Here is a 14760-nt window from a genome sequence, read left to right on the forward strand (position 1 = left end):
GCACACGAGGAGTCGCGGGACGATCACCTTCCGCGTCCGGCGGGGCCGGGTGAGGCAGGATGGGGGTATGCCGAACCGACTGGCCCACGAGACGTCCCCCTACCTGCTCCAGCACGCCGACAACCCGGTCGACTGGTGGCCGTGGTCGGCGGAGGCCTTCGAGGAGGCGCGGCGGCGCGATGTCCCGGTGCTGCTGAGCGTCGGGTACAGCAGTTGCCACTGGTGCCACGTCATGGCGCACGAATCCTTCGAGGACGCGGCCACCGCCGCCTTCCTCGACGAGCACTTCGTCAGCGTCAAGGTGGACCGCGAGGAGCGCCCCGACGTCGACGCCGTGTACATGGAGGCCGTGCAGGCGGCCACCGGGCAGGGCGGATGGCCGATGACCGTGTTCCTCACGCCCGACGCCGAGCCGTTCTACTTCGGCACGTACTTCCCGCCGCGGCCTCGCCACGGCATGCCCTCCTTCGGGCAGGTCCTCGAAGGGGTGCGGCAGGCCTGGCAGACCCGGCGGGCGGAAGTCGCCGACGTCGCCGGGAAGATCGTGCGGGACCTGTCGCAGCGGGAGCTCGACTACGGCGCCGCGCGGGCCCCCGGCGAGGAGGAGCAGGCGCAGGCGCTGCTCGCGCTCACCCGGGAGTACGACGCCCAGCGCGGCGGGTTCGGCGGGGCGCCGAAGTTCCCGCCGTCGATGGTGATCGAGTTCCTGCTGCGGCACCACGCCCGCACCGGCTCCGAGGGCGCCCTCCAGATGGCGGCGGACACCTGCGAGCGGATGGCCCGCGGCGGCATCCACGACCAGCTCGGCGGCGGCTTCGCCCGGTACTCCGTCGACCGCGACTGGGTGGTGCCGCACTTCGAGAAGATGCTCTACGACAACGCCCTGCTGTGCCGCGTCTACGCCCACCTGTGGCGGGCCACCGGCTCCGACTTCGCCCGCCGGGTCGCCCTCGCGACCGCCGACTTCATGGTGGGCGAACTGCGCACGGCGGAAGGCGGGTTCGCGTCGGCCCTGGACGCGGACAGCGAGGAAGAGGTGTCGCGCGAAGCGCGTCTTCAGAAGGGCGGTGGTGGGAGACGGGAGGGCGGCACGGGCCGGCACGTCGAGGGCGCCTACTACGTGTGGACCCCCGCCCAACTGCGGGAGGCACTCGGCGCCGAGGACGCCGAACTCGCCGCCCGCTGCTTCGGCGTGACCGAGGAGGGCACCTTCGAACACGGCGCCTCCGTTCTGCAACTACCCGTCCAGGAAGGAGTCTTCGACGCCGACCGGGTCGAGTCCGTCCGGCGCCGGCTGCTGGCGAAGCGGGCCGAGCGCCCGGCGCCGGGCCGGGACGACAAGGTCGTCGCCGCCTGGAACGGGCTGGCGATCGCCGCCCTCGCCGAGACCGGCGCCTACTTCGACCGCCCGGACCTGGTCGAGGCCGCGGTCGGCGCCGCCGATCTGCTGGTCCGGCTGCACATGGACGAGCACGCCGGGCTGCGCCGTACCAGCAAGGACGGCCGGGCCGGAGCGAACGCCGGGGTGCTGGAGGACTACGCCGACGTCGCCGAGGGCTTCCTCGCCCTGGCCTCCGTCACCGGCGAGGGCGTCTGGCTGGAGTTCGCCGGGCTGCTCCTCGGGCATGTGCTCACCCGGTTCGCCGACCCGGAGTCGGGCGCGCTGTACGACACGGCCGCCGACGCCGAGCAGTTGATCCGCCGGCCCCAGGACCCCACCGACAACGCGACCCCCTCCGGCTGGTCGGCGGCGGCCGGCGCCCTGCTCGGCTACGCCGCCCACACGGGGTCCGAGGCCCATCGCACCGCCGCCGAGCGGGCGTTGGGCGTGGTGGGCGCGCTCGGTCCACGCGTTCCGCGCTTCATCGGCTGGGGTCTCGCCGTGGCCGAGGCGCTGCTCGACGGCCCGCGCGAGGTCGCGGTCGTCGGCCCGTCCCTCGACGACAAGGCGGCAAGGGTCCTGCACCGTACGGCACTCCTGGGCAACGCCCCCGGCGCCGTCGTCGCGTACGGAACCCCGGAGAGCGAGGAGTTCCCGCTGCTCGCCGACCGCCCGCTCGTCCACGGCGAGCCGACCGCCTACGTCTGCCGCAACTTCAGCTGCGACGCCCCCACGACCGACCCGGACCGCCTGCGCGCCGCGCTCGGCGGCTGAGCCGGGCACCGGGCGCCCGCTCGGGAGGGACGTCAGCCCGGGTCGGCGTACCCCGCCAGGGCGCGTTCCACAATGGCCTCCAACTGGTCGTGGTGGGCGCCCTTCCAGTAGGCGCGGCCGCAGTCGAGGCAGCGGGCGAAGACGTCGTACGTACGGTGCGTGCCGTGCTCGAGCTGGTCGGCGACCTCGTCCTTCGTGGCCTCCCGCACCAGGCCGTTGCAGGCGGTGCAGCGGGTCCACGGGCGCAGCTCGGGGCGGAAGCGGTCGAGGACGTCCTGGAGCTGCTCCTCGGGGCGGGTGCTGTAGACGTAGGCGCCGGCCCACAGTTCACGGCGGCGCAGCAGGCCGCGGTCGCGGCTGAGCATGACCCGCTTCTCGGCGGCCGAGCGGGCGGCGAGCGCCGGGTCGCCGATGTCGGTGGACTCGTACGCCGTGTCGACGCCCAGCAGGCGCAGCCGGCGGGCGAGGGTGCCGAGGTGCACGTCGAGGAGGAAGCGCAGGGGAGCGCCGGGGACCCGCTGGGGGCGTGCGACGGCGTACACCTGGACCGTCTCGTCCGCCCGCGACACGTACGACACCGGAACCTCACGGCCGTCCACCACCAGGGCGCCGACCTCGGTGAGCGGCACGCCGAGGGACTCCACGACGTGGCCGAGCGTCGAGACGCCGTCCGTGACGACCGCGGTGGTGCCGCGGCGCCGGGTGTGCGGGACGAACAGGTGCAGGCCGGGGTCGAACCCGACGTGGATCTCGGGACCGTTCACCCGGTCAGGATGGCACGGGCGAGGGGCCGCGGGCTCACGGATTTCCGGTGGGGAGGCCGTGTTCCAGGACGTCCATGGCCTGGTCCATGAGGTCGCTCAGCTCGCCCTGGCACCCGTTCTCGGCCCAGTACAGGGAGACCTCCATCAGGCCGCCCATGAGGGACATGGCGAAGACCCGCACCTCCAGGCTGTCCGGGTCCAGGCCGGTGCGGGTCGCGATGGCCTGGCGGATGGGCAGGCCGGCTTCCGACATGCTCTCCATCATCCGGGCGCGGACCGCGGGCACCTGGACGCCCAGCCGGGCGCGCAGCCGGGACACCTCGGGCTCGTCGGTCATTCCCAGCGCGAGGGCCTTGTGCATCACGTGCCGGAGGGAGTCCATCCAGGGCTCGTCGGCGGGCCGGGCCCGCAGCTCCTCCGGCATGATCGCGTCGTACTCGTCCGTGAGGACGATGTCCTCCTTGGTCGGGAAGTAACGGAAGACGGTCGACGGCGACACTTCGGCGCGGTCGGCGATCTGCTCGATCGTCGTGGCGTCGTACCCCTGCTCCTCGATCAGCGCGTACGTCGCCGTACGGATCGCCTGCCGGGTCTTGAGCTTCTTGCGTTCCCTCAGCCCCATCGGGGGGCGATCGGCTGGGGTGGTGGTACGTGCGGCCGTCATGATGGTCATTGTCCGGCATCGGGTCTGGGTCGGGCCATGGCCGGGTCCTCCTCCGGCTCGGCCCCCACGGTGCCGCGGGCGCCGCCCGGCAGGAACGCGGCCGCCAGCAGCGCCGCCGCCACCGAGGCGATGCCGCCCACCAGCAGCACCAGGCCCATGCCGTGCACGTACGCGCCGTTCGCGGATGCCGCCAGGTGCGCCGAACCCGTCCTCTCGGCGACGAGGTGTGCCGCGACCACGGACCGTTCGGCGGTGTGCGCGGCGGGGGCCGGCAGCCCGGTGACGTGGAGCCGTTGCCGGAAGGCGCTCGCCAGGAGGCTGCCGAGCAGGGGAGCAGGAAGACGCACGCCGCCACACCGATAGCGGCCATGGGCACATTGATCAAAAACACCGAGCCCCACCAGAAGTGGTTCAGCAGCCAGCCGCCGATGATCGGGCCGAGCGGCAGGCCGAGCGCGGAGGCGGCCGAGATGACGCCGACGGCCTTGGTGCACTCCTCGGGCCCGAACAGCGAGGGCATGGCCGGGGACGTGCACGCGGTGATCGCCGCCCGCGCGGTCATGGGGATCGGCGGGCCCTGGTCATGCCGCTCGCCCTGTCCGTGCTGAGCATCAGCGCCGCGAAGACGACGACGTACGCGTCCACCATCCTCCCCCAGTGCTAAACGCCTGGGGGGACACCCAGCTGCTGTCCGTTGGTGGCGCCGAGGTCCTTCGCCATGGTCGGCAGTGCGACGTTGAGGATCGTCATGTCGAAGCCGAGCACGAGCATGCTCGCGACCAGGGCCCCGAGCGCCCACCAGCGGCGGGGATCGCGCCGCATGTCTTCCGCGTGAGTAACCATGAAATGAGAGTTGCCCTCAAAAGCAAGGCTATGTCAATCGGCATCGGCTTGCGCGCGCACGAAAACGGCCACGGCTCGTGCGAGCCGTGGCTGGAAGGGGAGTGGGTGACGCGTTACGCGTGCTGGTACGCCACCAGCGAGATGCCCACGTAGTGCACCACGAAGGCGGCGAGCGTGAACGAGTGGAAGACCTCGTGGAAGCCGAACCAGCCCGGCGACGGGTTCGGCCGCTTGATGCCGTAGACGATGCCGCCCGCGCTGTAGAGGAGACCGCCGACGACGACCAGGACCAGGACGGCGATGCCGCCGGTGCGCAGGAAGTCCGGCAGGAAGAAGACGGCCGCCCAGCCCATCGCGATGTAGCAGGGGGTGTAGAGCCAGCGCGGGGCGCCGACCCAGAAGACGCGGAAGACGATGCCGACGGCCGCCGCGCCCCATATGCCCCACAGCAGCCACTGGCCCTTGGTGCCGGGCAGGAGCAGCAGGGTGAGCGGCGTGTACGTGCCCGCGATGATCAGGAAGATGTTGGCGTGGTCGAGCCGGCGCAGCACGCCCCCCATGCGCGGGCCCCAGTTGCCCCGGTGGTACAGGGCGCTGACGCCGAAGAGCAGGCAGGCGGTGAGGACGTAGATCCCGCAGGCGATCCGCCCGCGGGTGGATCCGGCCAGTGCGGTGAGTGCGAGCCCCGCGACGAGTACGGCCGGGAACATGCCGAGATGCAGCCAGCCGCGCAGCTTCGGCTTGACCGGGTGCGGCAGGGTGGGCGCGACCGGACCGCGGCCGGTGACCGGCGTGTCCAGAGGCGCGTCGGAGGCGGACGCAGTCATGCGCGCATCGTACCGACGCCACCGTAAGTCGTGTGTCAGACCCGGACCGTGAACGCCGGTGACCGGGCCGAACGCAAAAAGACCTTCAGCCGAACCCAACGTGGACGCAAAGAATCCCGGAAATCGTGGCATTACTCACGTCGCTCACCTGTGACGCCCCCTGGACAGATGGGCGCTCTCGTCGGATGATCAAATGAGTGCGGTCGGCCCCGGATGAGCGGCTACGAAGCGTCCGGGTCGCAGCCCCCACGGGGCGACAAGACAAAAAACCCCTCATTTAGGAGCGATCGTGGCGCGCGACATCGCGGCTCCCCCCGTCATCCCCACCCACCACAAGGAACTGATCTCGTGGGTCAATGAGATCGCCGAACTGACGCAGCCGGACAGAGTGGTCTGGTGTGACGGATCCGAGGCCGAGTACGAGCGACTGTGCGAGGAGCTCGTCCGGAAGGGCACCTTCCGGAAACTCGACCCGATCAAGCGCCCCAACTCCTACTATGCGGCGTCGGACCCGTCCGACGTGGCCCGCGTGGAGGACCGGACGTTCATCTGTTCCGAGAAGGAGGAGGACGCCGGCCCGACCAACCACTGGAAGGCGCCCGCCGAGATGCGGGAGATCTTCCAGGGGGCAGAGGCGGAGGGCGAGGGAGGCATATTCCGCGGCTCGATGAAGGGCCGGACGATGTACGTCGTGCCGTTCTGCATGGGCCCGCTGGGCTCGCCGCTGTCCGCGATCGGCGTCGAGATCACCGACTCCGCCTACGTCGCGGTGTCCATGCGCACCATGACCCGCATGGGGCAGCCGGTGCTGGACGAGCTCGGCGACGACGGCTTCTTCGTCAAGGCCGTGCACACCCTGGGCGCCCCGCTGGAGCCGGGCCAGGAGGACGTCCCCTGGCCGTGCAACTCCACCAAGTACATCTCGCACTTCCCCGAGGCCCGCGAGATCTGGTCCTACGGCTCCGGATACGGCGGCAACGCGCTGCTCGGCAAGAAGTGCTACGCCCTGCGCATCGCCTCCGTCATGGCGCGCGACGAGGGCTGGCTGGCCGAGCACATGCTGATCCTCAAGCTCACCCCGCCCACCGGTGAGGCCAAGTACGTCGCCGCCGCGTTCCCGAGCGCCTGCGGCAAGACCAACCTCGCCATGCTGGAGCCCACGATCTCGGGCTGGACCGTCGAGACCATCGGTGACGACATCGCGTGGATGCGGTTCGGCGAGGACGGCCGGCTGTACGCGATCAACCCCGAGGCCGGTTTCTTCGGCGTCGCGCCCGGCACCGGCGAGCACACCAACGCCAACGCCATGAAGACGCTGTGGGGCAACTCGGTCTTCACCAACGTCGCCCTCACCGACGACGGCGACGTGTGGTGGGAGGGCATGACGGAGGAGACCCCGGCGCACCTCACCGACTGGAAGGGCAACTCCTGGACCCCCGCGTCCGGGACGCCCGCCGCCCACCCCAACGCCCGCTTCACCACGCCCGCCGCGCAGTGCCCGATCATCGCGCCGGAGTGGGAGGACCCCAAGGGCGTGCCGATCTCGGCGATCCTCTTCGGCGGCCGCCGCGCCTCCGCGGTGCCGCTGGTGACGGAGTCCTTCGACTGGAACCACGGCGTCTTCCTCGGCGCCAACGTCGCCTCCGAGAAGACGGCGGCCGCCGAGGGCAAGGTCGGCGAGCTGCGCCGCGACCCGTTCGCCATGCTGCCGTTCTGCGGCTACAACATGGGCGACTACATGGGCCACTGGATCGAGGTCGGCAAGGCCGCCGAGCAGCGTGACGGCGACCAGTCCAAGCTGCCGAAGATCTACTACGTCAACTGGTTCCGCAAGAACGACGAGGGCAAGTTCGTCTGGCCCGGCTTCGGCGAGAACAGCCGCGTCCTGAAGTGGATCGTGGAGCGCCTGGACGGCGCCGCCGAGGGCGTCGAGACCCCGATCGGCGTCCTGCCGACCAAGGCGGCCCTGGACACCGACGGCCTCGAACTGTCCGAGTCCGACCTGGAGTTCCTGCTCACGGTCGACAAGGACGTATGGCGCGAGGAGGCCGGACTGGTCCCCGAGCACCTGAACACCTTCGGCGACCACACGCCCGAGGAGTTGTGGGACCAGTACCGCGCGCTCGTCGAGCGCCTGGGCTGACGAGGATCCCCTCGAGCCCCGCGGCCGGCTGACCGACCTGCCCTGACCTGCAACGTCGTCCCGGCCGGCCGCGGCGACGAACCCGAGAGGCCGGGTGCGCACAACGGCGTGCGCACCCGGCCTCCTCGGCGTGCGCGCGATGGTGTGCTGGCGGTGCCCGGCGCGGACGCGGCGAGCCGCGCCCAAAAGCGGTATTCAGGGGCAATTCGCCTATGGTGATGCCATGCGCGGAATCCTGTTGGCCGGAGGTACCGGCTCGCGACTGTGGCCCTTGACCCGCACGGTGTCGAAGCAGCTCCTGCCGGTCTTCGACAAGCCCATGGTGTATTACCCGCTTTCCACACTGGTGATGGCCGGAATCCGGGAGATCCTGATCATCACCACCCCGGAAGACCAGCGGCAGTTTCGCCGGTTGCTCGGCGACGGCAGCCAACTCGGCCTGCGGCTCCACTACATGACGCAGGAACGCCCGGAGGGGATCGCCCAGGCCTTTCTGCTGGGGGCCGACTTCATCGGCGGCGAGCCGGTCTCCCTGATCCTGGGCGACAACATCTTCCACGGCAGCGGCCTCGGCACCCGGCTGGCCCGCAACGCGGACCTGAGGGGCGGCAGGGTCTTCGCCTACCCGGTGGCCAATCCCTCGGCCTACGGCGTCGTGGAGTTCGACGAACTGGGCCGGGCCCTGTCCATCGAGGAGAAGCCGGCCCGGCCCAGGTCCCGGTACGCCGTGCCCGGACTGTACTTCTACGACCATCAGGTCGTTGACATCGCCCGGAGCCTGCGGCCCAGCTCCCGGGGCGAGTTGGAGATCACCGACCTCAACCGCGCCTACCTGGAGTCCGGGAACCTGCACGTCGTCCGGCTCGACCGCGGCACGGCGTGGCTGGACACGGGGACCTTCGCGTCGATGGTCCAGGCCTCGGAGTACGTCCGCGTGGTCGAGGAACGCCAGGGCTTCAAGATCGGCTGTGTCGAGGAGGCGGTCTGGCGGGCCGGTCTGATCGACGACGCCGGGCTCCGCGAACTGGCCGAGCCGCTGCTCAAGAGCGGATACGGCCATTATCTGCTGGGTCTCCTCGAGGACCACCGGTCCGTCGTCATGCCCCAGCCGGGCGGCGGATCGCGCCGGGAGGAACTGCTGGGCGCCGGGCCGGGCGTGCCCGCGTGACGACCCTGTCGGAAAGGAGTCGTGCGTGAGCGCGTTCACGGTCGCATATATGTGTTCGCGGGATGTGCGCCGCGACGTGAACACGGGAGCAATCCGTCCGAGGCGAGTGCGTTCGGCGGAATTCGCCCGCATGAAAGAGGCGGGTGAAAGCGGCGTGAGGAATCGCGGCCGGACAATCGACGAAGGGGAAACGAGGCCGGGGAATGTGCGCCGGGGAATCGCGCGGGGATTCCGAAGGTATTGAGGCTGCTCGGGTGATTCCTGATCATGCCCTGTGTTTGCTCCGCAAATTTTCGTCACCGTGAGTAAAGAATGACCTCGTCCGTGGCCAAGGGCACGTGACCCGCATGCGAACGAAGCGCACCGAGTGCGCGTGCTTGCGGTTTGATCCCTCCCAGTTCCTGAGGAAGGTTCTCTTGAACCGTAGAACGATCCGAAGTTCACGTCTGAGGTCGGCCACGCTCGTATCGGCGGGCGCGCTGGCCATGGCGCTCAACGTTGCCCCGAGCACGGTTGCCATCGCCAACGCGATCGAGAGGTCCAGCGATCGCAGTGCGGTGGTCACCTCCGACTCCAACGACCCATGGGCCGACAGGGGCCACCACGACCGCGGTCCCCAGGGGCCGGCGGGCAAGCGGGGCCCGCAGGGTCCGCAGGGCAAGGAAGGCAAGCGGGGCCCGAAGGGCGACAAGGGCGACCGCGGTTCCAGGGGCGACCGCGGTCCGCAGGGTCCCGGGGGCCCCGGCCGGGGTCCCCAGGGCCCGCAGGGAACCCAGGGTGTGCCCGGTGCTCAGGGCCCGCAGGGGACCCAGGGCGTCACCGGTGCCACCGGTTCCATGGGTCCGCAGGGAACCCAGGGCAACCAGGGTGTCCCCGGTGTCGAGGGTCCGCAGGGTGTGCCCGGCGAGCAGGGTGTCCCCGGCGTTCAGGGTTCGCAGGGTGTCCCCGGCGTACAAGGTTCGCAGGGCGACACCGGTCCCATCGGCCCGCAGGGTGTGCCCGGCGAGCAGGGCATCCCCGGCGTCCAGGGTGCGCAGGGCGACACCGGTGCCACGGGTGCCACGGGTCTGACCGGTCCGATGGGTCCGCAGGGTGCGACCGGCTCGACCGGCCTGACCGGTGCCACCGGTCCGCAGGGCGACCAGGGAGCCACCGGCGCCACCGGCGCCACGGGTCCGCAGGGTACGCAGGGCGACACCGGTGCCACGGGTGCCACGGGCCTGACCGGTCCGATGGGTCCGCAGGGTGCCACCGGCGCGACCGGCCTGACCGGCGCCACGGGTCCGCAGGGCGACACCGGTCCCATCGGCCCGCAGGGCGTGCCCGGCGAGCAGGGCATCCCCGGCGTCCAGGGACCGCAGGGCGACACCGGTGCCACGGGCCCCCAGGGCGGCATCGGTGTTCAGGGTCCGCAGGGTACGCAGGGCGAGATCGGTCTGACAGGTCTTCCCGGTGTCCAGGGCGTGCAGGGTGCCATTGGTGCTCAGGGTCCGCAGGGTGACATTGGTGCCCAGGGTGGCCTTGGTGCGCAGGGTGCTCAGGGTGACATCGGTGCTCAGGGTCCGCAGGGTGTCATTGGTGCGCAGGGCGCTATCGGTGCTCAGGGTGCGCAGGGTGACATTGGTGCTCAGGGTCCGCAGGGCGAAATCGGCGCGCAGGGTGGCCTTGGTGCGCAGGGTGCTCAGGGCGATATCGGTGCTCAGGGTCCGCAGGGTGTCATTGGTGCGCAGGGCGCTATCGGTGCTCAGGGTGCGCAGGGTGACATTGGCGCTCAGGGTCCGCAGGGCGAAATCGGCGCGCAGGGTGGACTCGGTGCTCAGGGTCCGCAGGGCGACATCGGCGCCCAGGGCCCGCAGGGAACCCAGGGAACCCAGGGAACCCAGGGCGCGGTGGCCACCACCGTCGTGACCGGGGTCGCCGGTCCGCAGTCGACGGCCACCTGCCCCGCCGGCCAGTCGGCGCTCGGCGGTGGTTACCAGGACGCCACCGCCACCTCCTCCGCGAGCCAGAGCGCTCCGGTCGGCGGGTCCCCCGCCACGGGGTGGCAGGCGACCAGCAACGACGGCACTGATGTCACGGCCTACGTGATCTGCAGCCCGTGACCGACGGGTGAGTGGCGGGTCGGCGCGGTGCCGGCCGTCCCCCACCTCGGAACGTGCGACGGTGCCCGCGAGGTCTCGGCCTCGCGGGCACCGTCCGCCGTGTCACGTCTGCATGCGACGGCATCGGCCTCAACGGGCCCAGCCGCCGGTGTCCGAACGCTGGGCCGCGACACCATCGGAGAACCATGCGCATCCTTGTGACCGGCGGCGCCGGATTCATCGCTTCGGACTACGTCCGCCGGCGGTCGGCCCCCGACCCGACGGCGCGGATCACCGTCCTCGACGGACTCACCTCCGGCGCCGAGGCGAACCTGGCGCGGGCAGGGCTGCGATGAGCACCGGATGGCTGGTGACCGGCGCCCGCGGGCTCCTCGGGCAGGACGTGCCGGCCGAACTCGCCGCCGACCCGGACGCCGTGGTGAGCGCACCGGGCCGCGAGCGGCTGGACATCACTGATCAGGCCGCCGTGCGCGAGGCCGTCCGGGGACACCGCGTGGTCGTCAACTGCGCCGCCTGGACGGACGTCGACGGCGCCGAGCGGTACGAGACGGCGGCAACGGCCGTCAACGGCACGGGCGTACGCCACCTGGCGCGGGCCTGCGCGGAGACCGGCGCGCTCCTGCTGCACGTCTCCACCGACCACGTGTTCCCGGGCGAGGGCCGCAGCCCCTACCCCGAGGACGCACCCACGGGACCGGTCAACGCGTACGGGCGCGGCAAGCTGGCGGGCGAGCGCGCCGTCGCCGAACTGCTGCCGCACACCGGCTACATCGTGCGCACCGCCTGGCTCTACGGCGCGCACGGCCGCAACTTCGTGACCACCATGCTCGAACTCGCGGCCCGGCGGCAGAGCCTGGATGTGGTGTCCGACCAGTACGGACAGCCCACCTGGTCCCGCGCCCTCGCCCGGCGTCTGGCGGTTCTCGGCCGTGCGGCCCTGGCCGGGCGGGCACCGGCCGGCACGTACCACGGCACGGCGGAGGGCCACACCACGTGGTACGACCTGGCGCGGGAGACCTTCCGCCTCGCCGGCCTCGATCCGCAGCGGATCCGCCCGGTCGGCTCGGACACGTTCCCGCGCCCGGCGGCCCGTCCGGCGTTCGGCGTCCTCGGGCACGACAACTGGGGCCGCTGCGGACTGCCGCCCCTCGAACGGTGGGACGATCAGCTGACCGCGGCCCTGGCCGAGCCGTCCTTCGCGGCCCTGGCCGCCGCCGCCCGCGCGAACCTCGCCCGTCTGCCGGCCTGACCGGCCGGCCGGGCCCGGACGACGAAAGGCGCCCCGGCGGGACCTCACGGTCCGCCGGGGCGCCCGCACGCCGTGCGGCCCTAGACCAGCAGCGGTCCTCCGCACCGCTCGGCGCCCTCCTTCATCGCGATGAGGTTCGCGACGACGTAGGAGATGTTGTTCCGGGAGTGCCACTCGCTGGGGAAGTACGTGACCAGGCGCGAGGACTGGAACCTGGCCTGGATCTCGGGCACGAAGGCGCGGTACTGGTTGTCCGTGTAGTACCAGAAGGAGTTCTCGTTGTAGTAGGCGACGTGGGTCGGGTCCTGGTACGCGCCCCGGCCGTCGGAGCTGGGCGTCATGGTGAGGAGCATCCCGCCGGGCGCCAGCAGCCGGTACAGCTCGTTGATCAGCGGCACCTTCGCGGGCACGTGCTCCAGGAAGTCCACCGCCCGCATCAGGCCTACGGAGTTGTCGGGCAGGTCCAGCTTGCCGGGCAGGGTCGCGACGATGTCGACGCCGTCCCCCGGGTACTGGTCCACGCCCAGGTAGCCCGGCGGCTTGCGGTGGGCCGCGCCGAGGTCCAGGGCGAGCAGGTCGCGGCGATGGGTCCAGGCCAGGGCGTTGGCCTCGATGTACTTGTCGTACAGGGCGACGGTCTCGCGCTGGATGTGCGCGTTGATCTCCGGGTCGCGCTGGGTGTTCGCCGGGTGCATCCGCTGGAGGTACAGGCAGCGGTCGATGTGGTGGAAGTCGCCGATGTGGAACAGCCGGCACATCAGGTCCTGGTCGTCCAGCACGGTGCGGGAGGCGTCGTACCCGCCGGCCTTCTCGTAGCTCTCCTTGCGGAACGCCCGCACGTGGTTCGGCGCGTACCAGATGTAGGCGACGTTGTGCGGCGTGGGCTCCATGGAGACGGCCTGGAGCAGCTTGCGGCCGTCGACCCGCACCTCCTCGAACTTCCAGCCGTGCGCCTCGTTGAATCGGGAGTTGTCCCGCTTGCCGTCCTCGGTGATCTGCGCGGTGTTGCTGTAGACCAGGACGGCCTCGGGCTGCGCGTCGAACGCCTTGCCCAGCTCGGCCAGGCAGGCCTTCGCCAGGAGGTCGTCGTGGTCGAGTTCGACGAGGATCTCGCCGCGGGCCAGCTCGCAGGCCCTGCGCTTGGCCGCCCCGACGCCGCTGATGCCGTCCGCGATCTCCACGCGGACCCGGTCGTCCTCCTGCTCGGGCCGCCACCGGGCGCCGTTGTTGAGCAGGACGATCCACTCCCAGTCCGCGCAGGTCTGCGCCTGGAGGGTCTTGAGGCACTCATCGAGGAAGCGGGGCTGGTGGCTGGGGGTGAAGACGGAGAACCTCGGTGTCGCAGTCGACGTCATCTGGTGGCACCTGCCTGACTCGATGTCGGTGTGGGGCTTACCTTGTCCCGGAACTCCTCCGGGACCGCGGAGTGCAGCGAGGGGTCGACCGCGACGGCACGGCCGAACTCCTCCTCGGCTTCGTCGTCGCGGTCCTTCTGGGCCAGGATCAGGCCGAGTTGGAGATGGGCCGTGGCGGCCCTGGGCGTGGCGGCGATGGCGCGTCGCAGGAGTCCGACGGCCTGGCCGGGGTCGCTCGGCTTCAGCAGGACCGCCTTGTTGTAGAGGGCCGAGGCGTACTTCGGGTCGATCTTCAGCGCCTCGTCGTAGGCCTTACGGGCGTCACCGGCCCTGCCTTCCTGCTGGGCGACGACACCGAGGTCGTACCAGGCGACCTTGTTGTGCGGATCGAGTTCCAGCACGCGCCGGAAGGTCTGGGTCGCCCCGCCGTAATCGCGGTACTGCACCTGGAGGCTGCCCGCCTGCAGCAGCGTGGCCGCCTCCTGCGCCTTGCGGGCCTGCGTGGCCTTGGATGCCGGGGCGTTCGCGGTCATCGGGTGGGATGTGATCGCCCAGGAGGTCACCCCGGCGGCAACGGCGCCCACACCGACGAGCGTCACCCACAATCGCCTACGTTTCACTTTGTCACATTTCGTGGAATAGTGAGGGACGGACTGAGGTGGCTCTTCTCGTGCGGCCGGGGCCCAAGGGGACGGGTCCTACCGGTGCCGACGGGCTGGAGTCCGAACCACCGTCATGTGCGCCGACGTTACGAGGCCGACTTGTCGGCGTCGCCGTTCGGCAGGCGTGTGGGGCGCACAGACCACTCGAATGTACGCATGAAACGCCCCGCTTGTACGCAGGGAGAGCGGCGCCGCGGTGTGCGGGTCCGGTGGGGTGTGTCCGGTGTTGTGTGTTCATGGCGCCCGGTCCGCGCGTCGCTGCGGGTGCGCGCGGACCGGGGCCGGTCATGGAGCCCCCGGCGGGGGCCGGGCATCAGCCGGCGGCGATCGGCTTCCGCGGCTCGCCCTGCGCGGCCGCGTGCGCGTCCATCCGCTCGGCCGCCAGGATCGCCGCCGCGGTGTCCGCCCGGGAGGCGGCGACGACGAGCGCGCGGCCGGCGAGCGCGTGCGCCCGCCGGTGCAGCGCCGACGGTTCGCGGGCGGCGGCCACCGACGCGCGGGCCGGGGCCTGGCCGCCGCCCAGCCGGGCCACCTGCTCGGTCAGCCGCTCGGCCGCGGTGTCCAGGTCGGCGGAGGGGGTCAGCGCGCGCAGCTCGTCCGTGACGGCGAGCAGCGCCGCGAGATGGCCCGCGAGCTGGATGTCCAGCTCCTCCTCGCGGGAGCGGTGGGGGAAGTCGGAGGTGGCGCCGGCCATCGGGCTCTGGACGGACCTGCCGGAGGGCCCGGTGCGGATCGGTTCGTACATGGGATGGCCTCCTGTGCTCTGACAGAAGACATCCTAGCTTAGAACCCGTCTAAAGTTGAGTCCGTTCGCGGAACCGGTCCGTA

Annotated in this window: 13 protein-coding genes and 1 pseudogene; 6 read left to right on the plus strand and 8 right to left on the minus strand. The window is 71.3% G+C overall.

Annotation, left to right across the window (positions count from 1 at the left end):
- The first annotated feature begins 67 nt into the window (after nt 1–67).
- Complete coding sequence (locus tag ACF09J_RS09520) at nt 68–2155, plus strand: thioredoxin domain-containing protein (RefSeq protein ID WP_392304806.1); 2088 nt, start codon at nt 68–70, stop codon at nt 2153–2155.
- 32 nt (nt 2156–2187) lie between these two features.
- Here the strand turns inward: ACF09J_RS09520 and ACF09J_RS09525 are convergent, their stop codons facing one another.
- The 5 genes and pseudogenes from ACF09J_RS09525 to ACF09J_RS09545 all read right to left on the minus strand — a co-directional run bounded on the left by ACF09J_RS09525 (nt 2188) and on the right by ACF09J_RS09545 (nt 5253).
- Nucleotides 2188–2919, minus strand: coding sequence for a Mut7-C RNAse domain-containing protein (locus ACF09J_RS09525; RefSeq protein WP_392304807.1), 732 nt, complete (start codon nt 2917–2919; stop codon nt 2188–2190).
- 34 nt (nt 2920–2953) lie between these two features.
- Nucleotides 2954–3592, minus strand: coding sequence for a TetR/AcrR family transcriptional regulator (locus tag ACF09J_RS09530; protein WP_392304808.1), 639 nt, complete (start codon nt 3590–3592; stop codon nt 2954–2956).
- 187 nt (nt 3593–3779) lie between these two features.
- Nucleotides 3780–4145 (minus strand): annotated as a pseudogene (locus ACF09J_RS09535) (MFS transporter); the annotation flags it as partial.
- A 98-nt stretch (nt 4146–4243) separates the two neighbouring features.
- Nucleotides 4244–4426: a hypothetical protein gene (locus ACF09J_RS09540; protein ID WP_392304809.1), complete on the minus strand. Its 183-nt coding sequence runs from the start codon at nt 4424–4426 to the stop codon at nt 4244–4246.
- A 113-nt stretch (nt 4427–4539) separates the two neighbouring features.
- Nucleotides 4540–5253, minus strand: a complete 714-nt coding sequence (locus tag ACF09J_RS09545; protein ID WP_392304810.1) for a hemolysin III family protein — start codon at nt 5251–5253, stop codon at nt 4540–4542.
- A 289-nt stretch (nt 5254–5542) separates the two neighbouring features.
- Here ACF09J_RS09545 and ACF09J_RS09550 point away from each other — a divergent pair, with 289 nt between their 5' ends.
- The 5 genes from ACF09J_RS09550 (at nt 5543) to rfbD (ending at nt 11915) form a co-directional block, all read left to right on the plus strand.
- Nucleotides 5543–7396: a phosphoenolpyruvate carboxykinase (GTP) gene (locus ACF09J_RS09550; protein WP_392304811.1), complete on the plus strand. Its 1854-nt coding sequence runs from the start codon at nt 5543–5545 to the stop codon at nt 7394–7396.
- Nucleotides 7397–7619: 223 nt separating this feature from the next.
- Nucleotides 7620–8564, plus strand: coding sequence for a glucose-1-phosphate thymidylyltransferase RfbA (rfbA, locus tag ACF09J_RS09555; RefSeq protein WP_392304812.1), 945 nt, complete (start codon nt 7620–7622; stop codon nt 8562–8564).
- 416 nt (nt 8565–8980) lie between these two features.
- The gene (locus tag ACF09J_RS09560) at nt 8981–10666 is read left to right on the plus strand and encodes a hypothetical protein (protein ID WP_392304813.1); all 1686 of its coding nucleotides are present in this window, start codon (nt 8981–8983) and stop codon (nt 10664–10666) included.
- A 185-nt stretch (nt 10667–10851) separates the two neighbouring features.
- Nucleotides 10852–11001: a hypothetical protein gene (locus ACF09J_RS09565; RefSeq protein ID WP_392304814.1), complete on the plus strand. Its 150-nt coding sequence runs from the start codon at nt 10852–10854 to the stop codon at nt 10999–11001.
- Nucleotides 10998–11915: a dTDP-4-dehydrorhamnose reductase gene (rfbD, locus tag ACF09J_RS09570; RefSeq protein ID WP_392304815.1), complete on the plus strand. Its 918-nt coding sequence runs from the start codon at nt 10998–11000 to the stop codon at nt 11913–11915. Before ACF09J_RS09565 ends, rfbD begins: the two co-directional genes overlap by 4 nt.
- 80 nt (nt 11916–11995) lie before the next feature.
- Here the strand turns inward: rfbD and ACF09J_RS09575 are convergent, their stop codons facing one another.
- The 3 genes from ACF09J_RS09575 to ACF09J_RS09585 all read right to left on the minus strand — a co-directional run bounded on the left by ACF09J_RS09575 (nt 11996) and on the right by ACF09J_RS09585 (nt 14677).
- Nucleotides 11996–13270, minus strand: coding sequence for a glycosyltransferase (locus tag ACF09J_RS09575; RefSeq protein ID WP_392304816.1), 1275 nt, complete (start codon nt 13268–13270; stop codon nt 11996–11998).
- Nucleotides 13267–13890 (minus strand): tetratricopeptide repeat protein, encoded by a 624-nt coding sequence (locus ACF09J_RS09580; RefSeq protein ID WP_392304817.1) that lies wholly within the window; start codon nt 13888–13890, stop codon nt 13267–13269. The genes ACF09J_RS09575 and ACF09J_RS09580 overlap by 4 nt, the downstream gene beginning before the upstream one ends.
- Nucleotides 13891–14245: 355 nt before the next feature.
- Nucleotides 14246–14677 carry a hypothetical protein gene (locus ACF09J_RS09585; protein ID WP_392304818.1) on the minus strand — a complete coding sequence of 144 codons (432 nt, stop codon included), beginning with the start codon at nt 14675–14677 and terminating at the stop codon, nt 14246–14248.
- Nucleotides 14678–14760 lie beyond the last annotated feature (83 nt).

This window comes from Streptomyces sp. NPDC014889 (assembly GCF_043081205.1).
Classification (GTDB): domain Bacteria; phylum Actinomycetota; class Actinomycetes; order Streptomycetales; family Streptomycetaceae; genus Streptomyces.

What these genes read in the sequence shown, in the direction of transcription:
- ACF09J_RS09520 (WP_392304806.1), top strand. Translation starts at nt 68, where the DNA reads ATGCCGAACCGACTGGCCCACGAGACGTCCCCCTACCTGCTCCAGCAC.
- ACF09J_RS09530 (WP_392304808.1), bottom strand. Translation starts at nt 3,592, where the DNA reads ATGACCATCATGACGGCCGCACGTACCACCACCCCAGCCGATCGCCCC.
- ACF09J_RS09540 (WP_392304809.1), bottom strand. Translation starts at nt 4,426, where the DNA reads ATGGTTACTCACGCGGAAGACATGCGGCGCGATCCCCGCCGCTGGTGG.
- ACF09J_RS09545 (WP_392304810.1), bottom strand. Translation starts at nt 5,253, where the DNA reads ATGACTGCGTCCGCCTCCGACGCGCCTCTGGACACGCCGGTCACCGGC.
- rfbA (WP_392304812.1), top strand. Translation starts at nt 7,620, where the DNA reads ATGCGCGGAATCCTGTTGGCCGGAGGTACCGGCTCGCGACTGTGGCCC.
- ACF09J_RS09565 (WP_392304814.1), top strand. Translation starts at nt 10,852, where the DNA reads ATGCGCATCCTTGTGACCGGCGGCGCCGGATTCATCGCTTCGGACTAC.
- rfbD (WP_392304815.1), top strand. Translation starts at nt 10,998, where the DNA reads ATGAGCACCGGATGGCTGGTGACCGGCGCCCGCGGGCTCCTCGGGCAG.
- ACF09J_RS09575 (WP_392304816.1), bottom strand. Translation starts at nt 13,270, where the DNA reads ATGACGTCGACTGCGACACCGAGGTTCTCCGTCTTCACCCCCAGCCAC.
- ACF09J_RS09585 (WP_392304818.1), bottom strand. Translation starts at nt 14,677, where the DNA reads ATGTACGAACCGATCCGCACCGGGCCCTCCGGCAGGTCCGTCCAGAGC.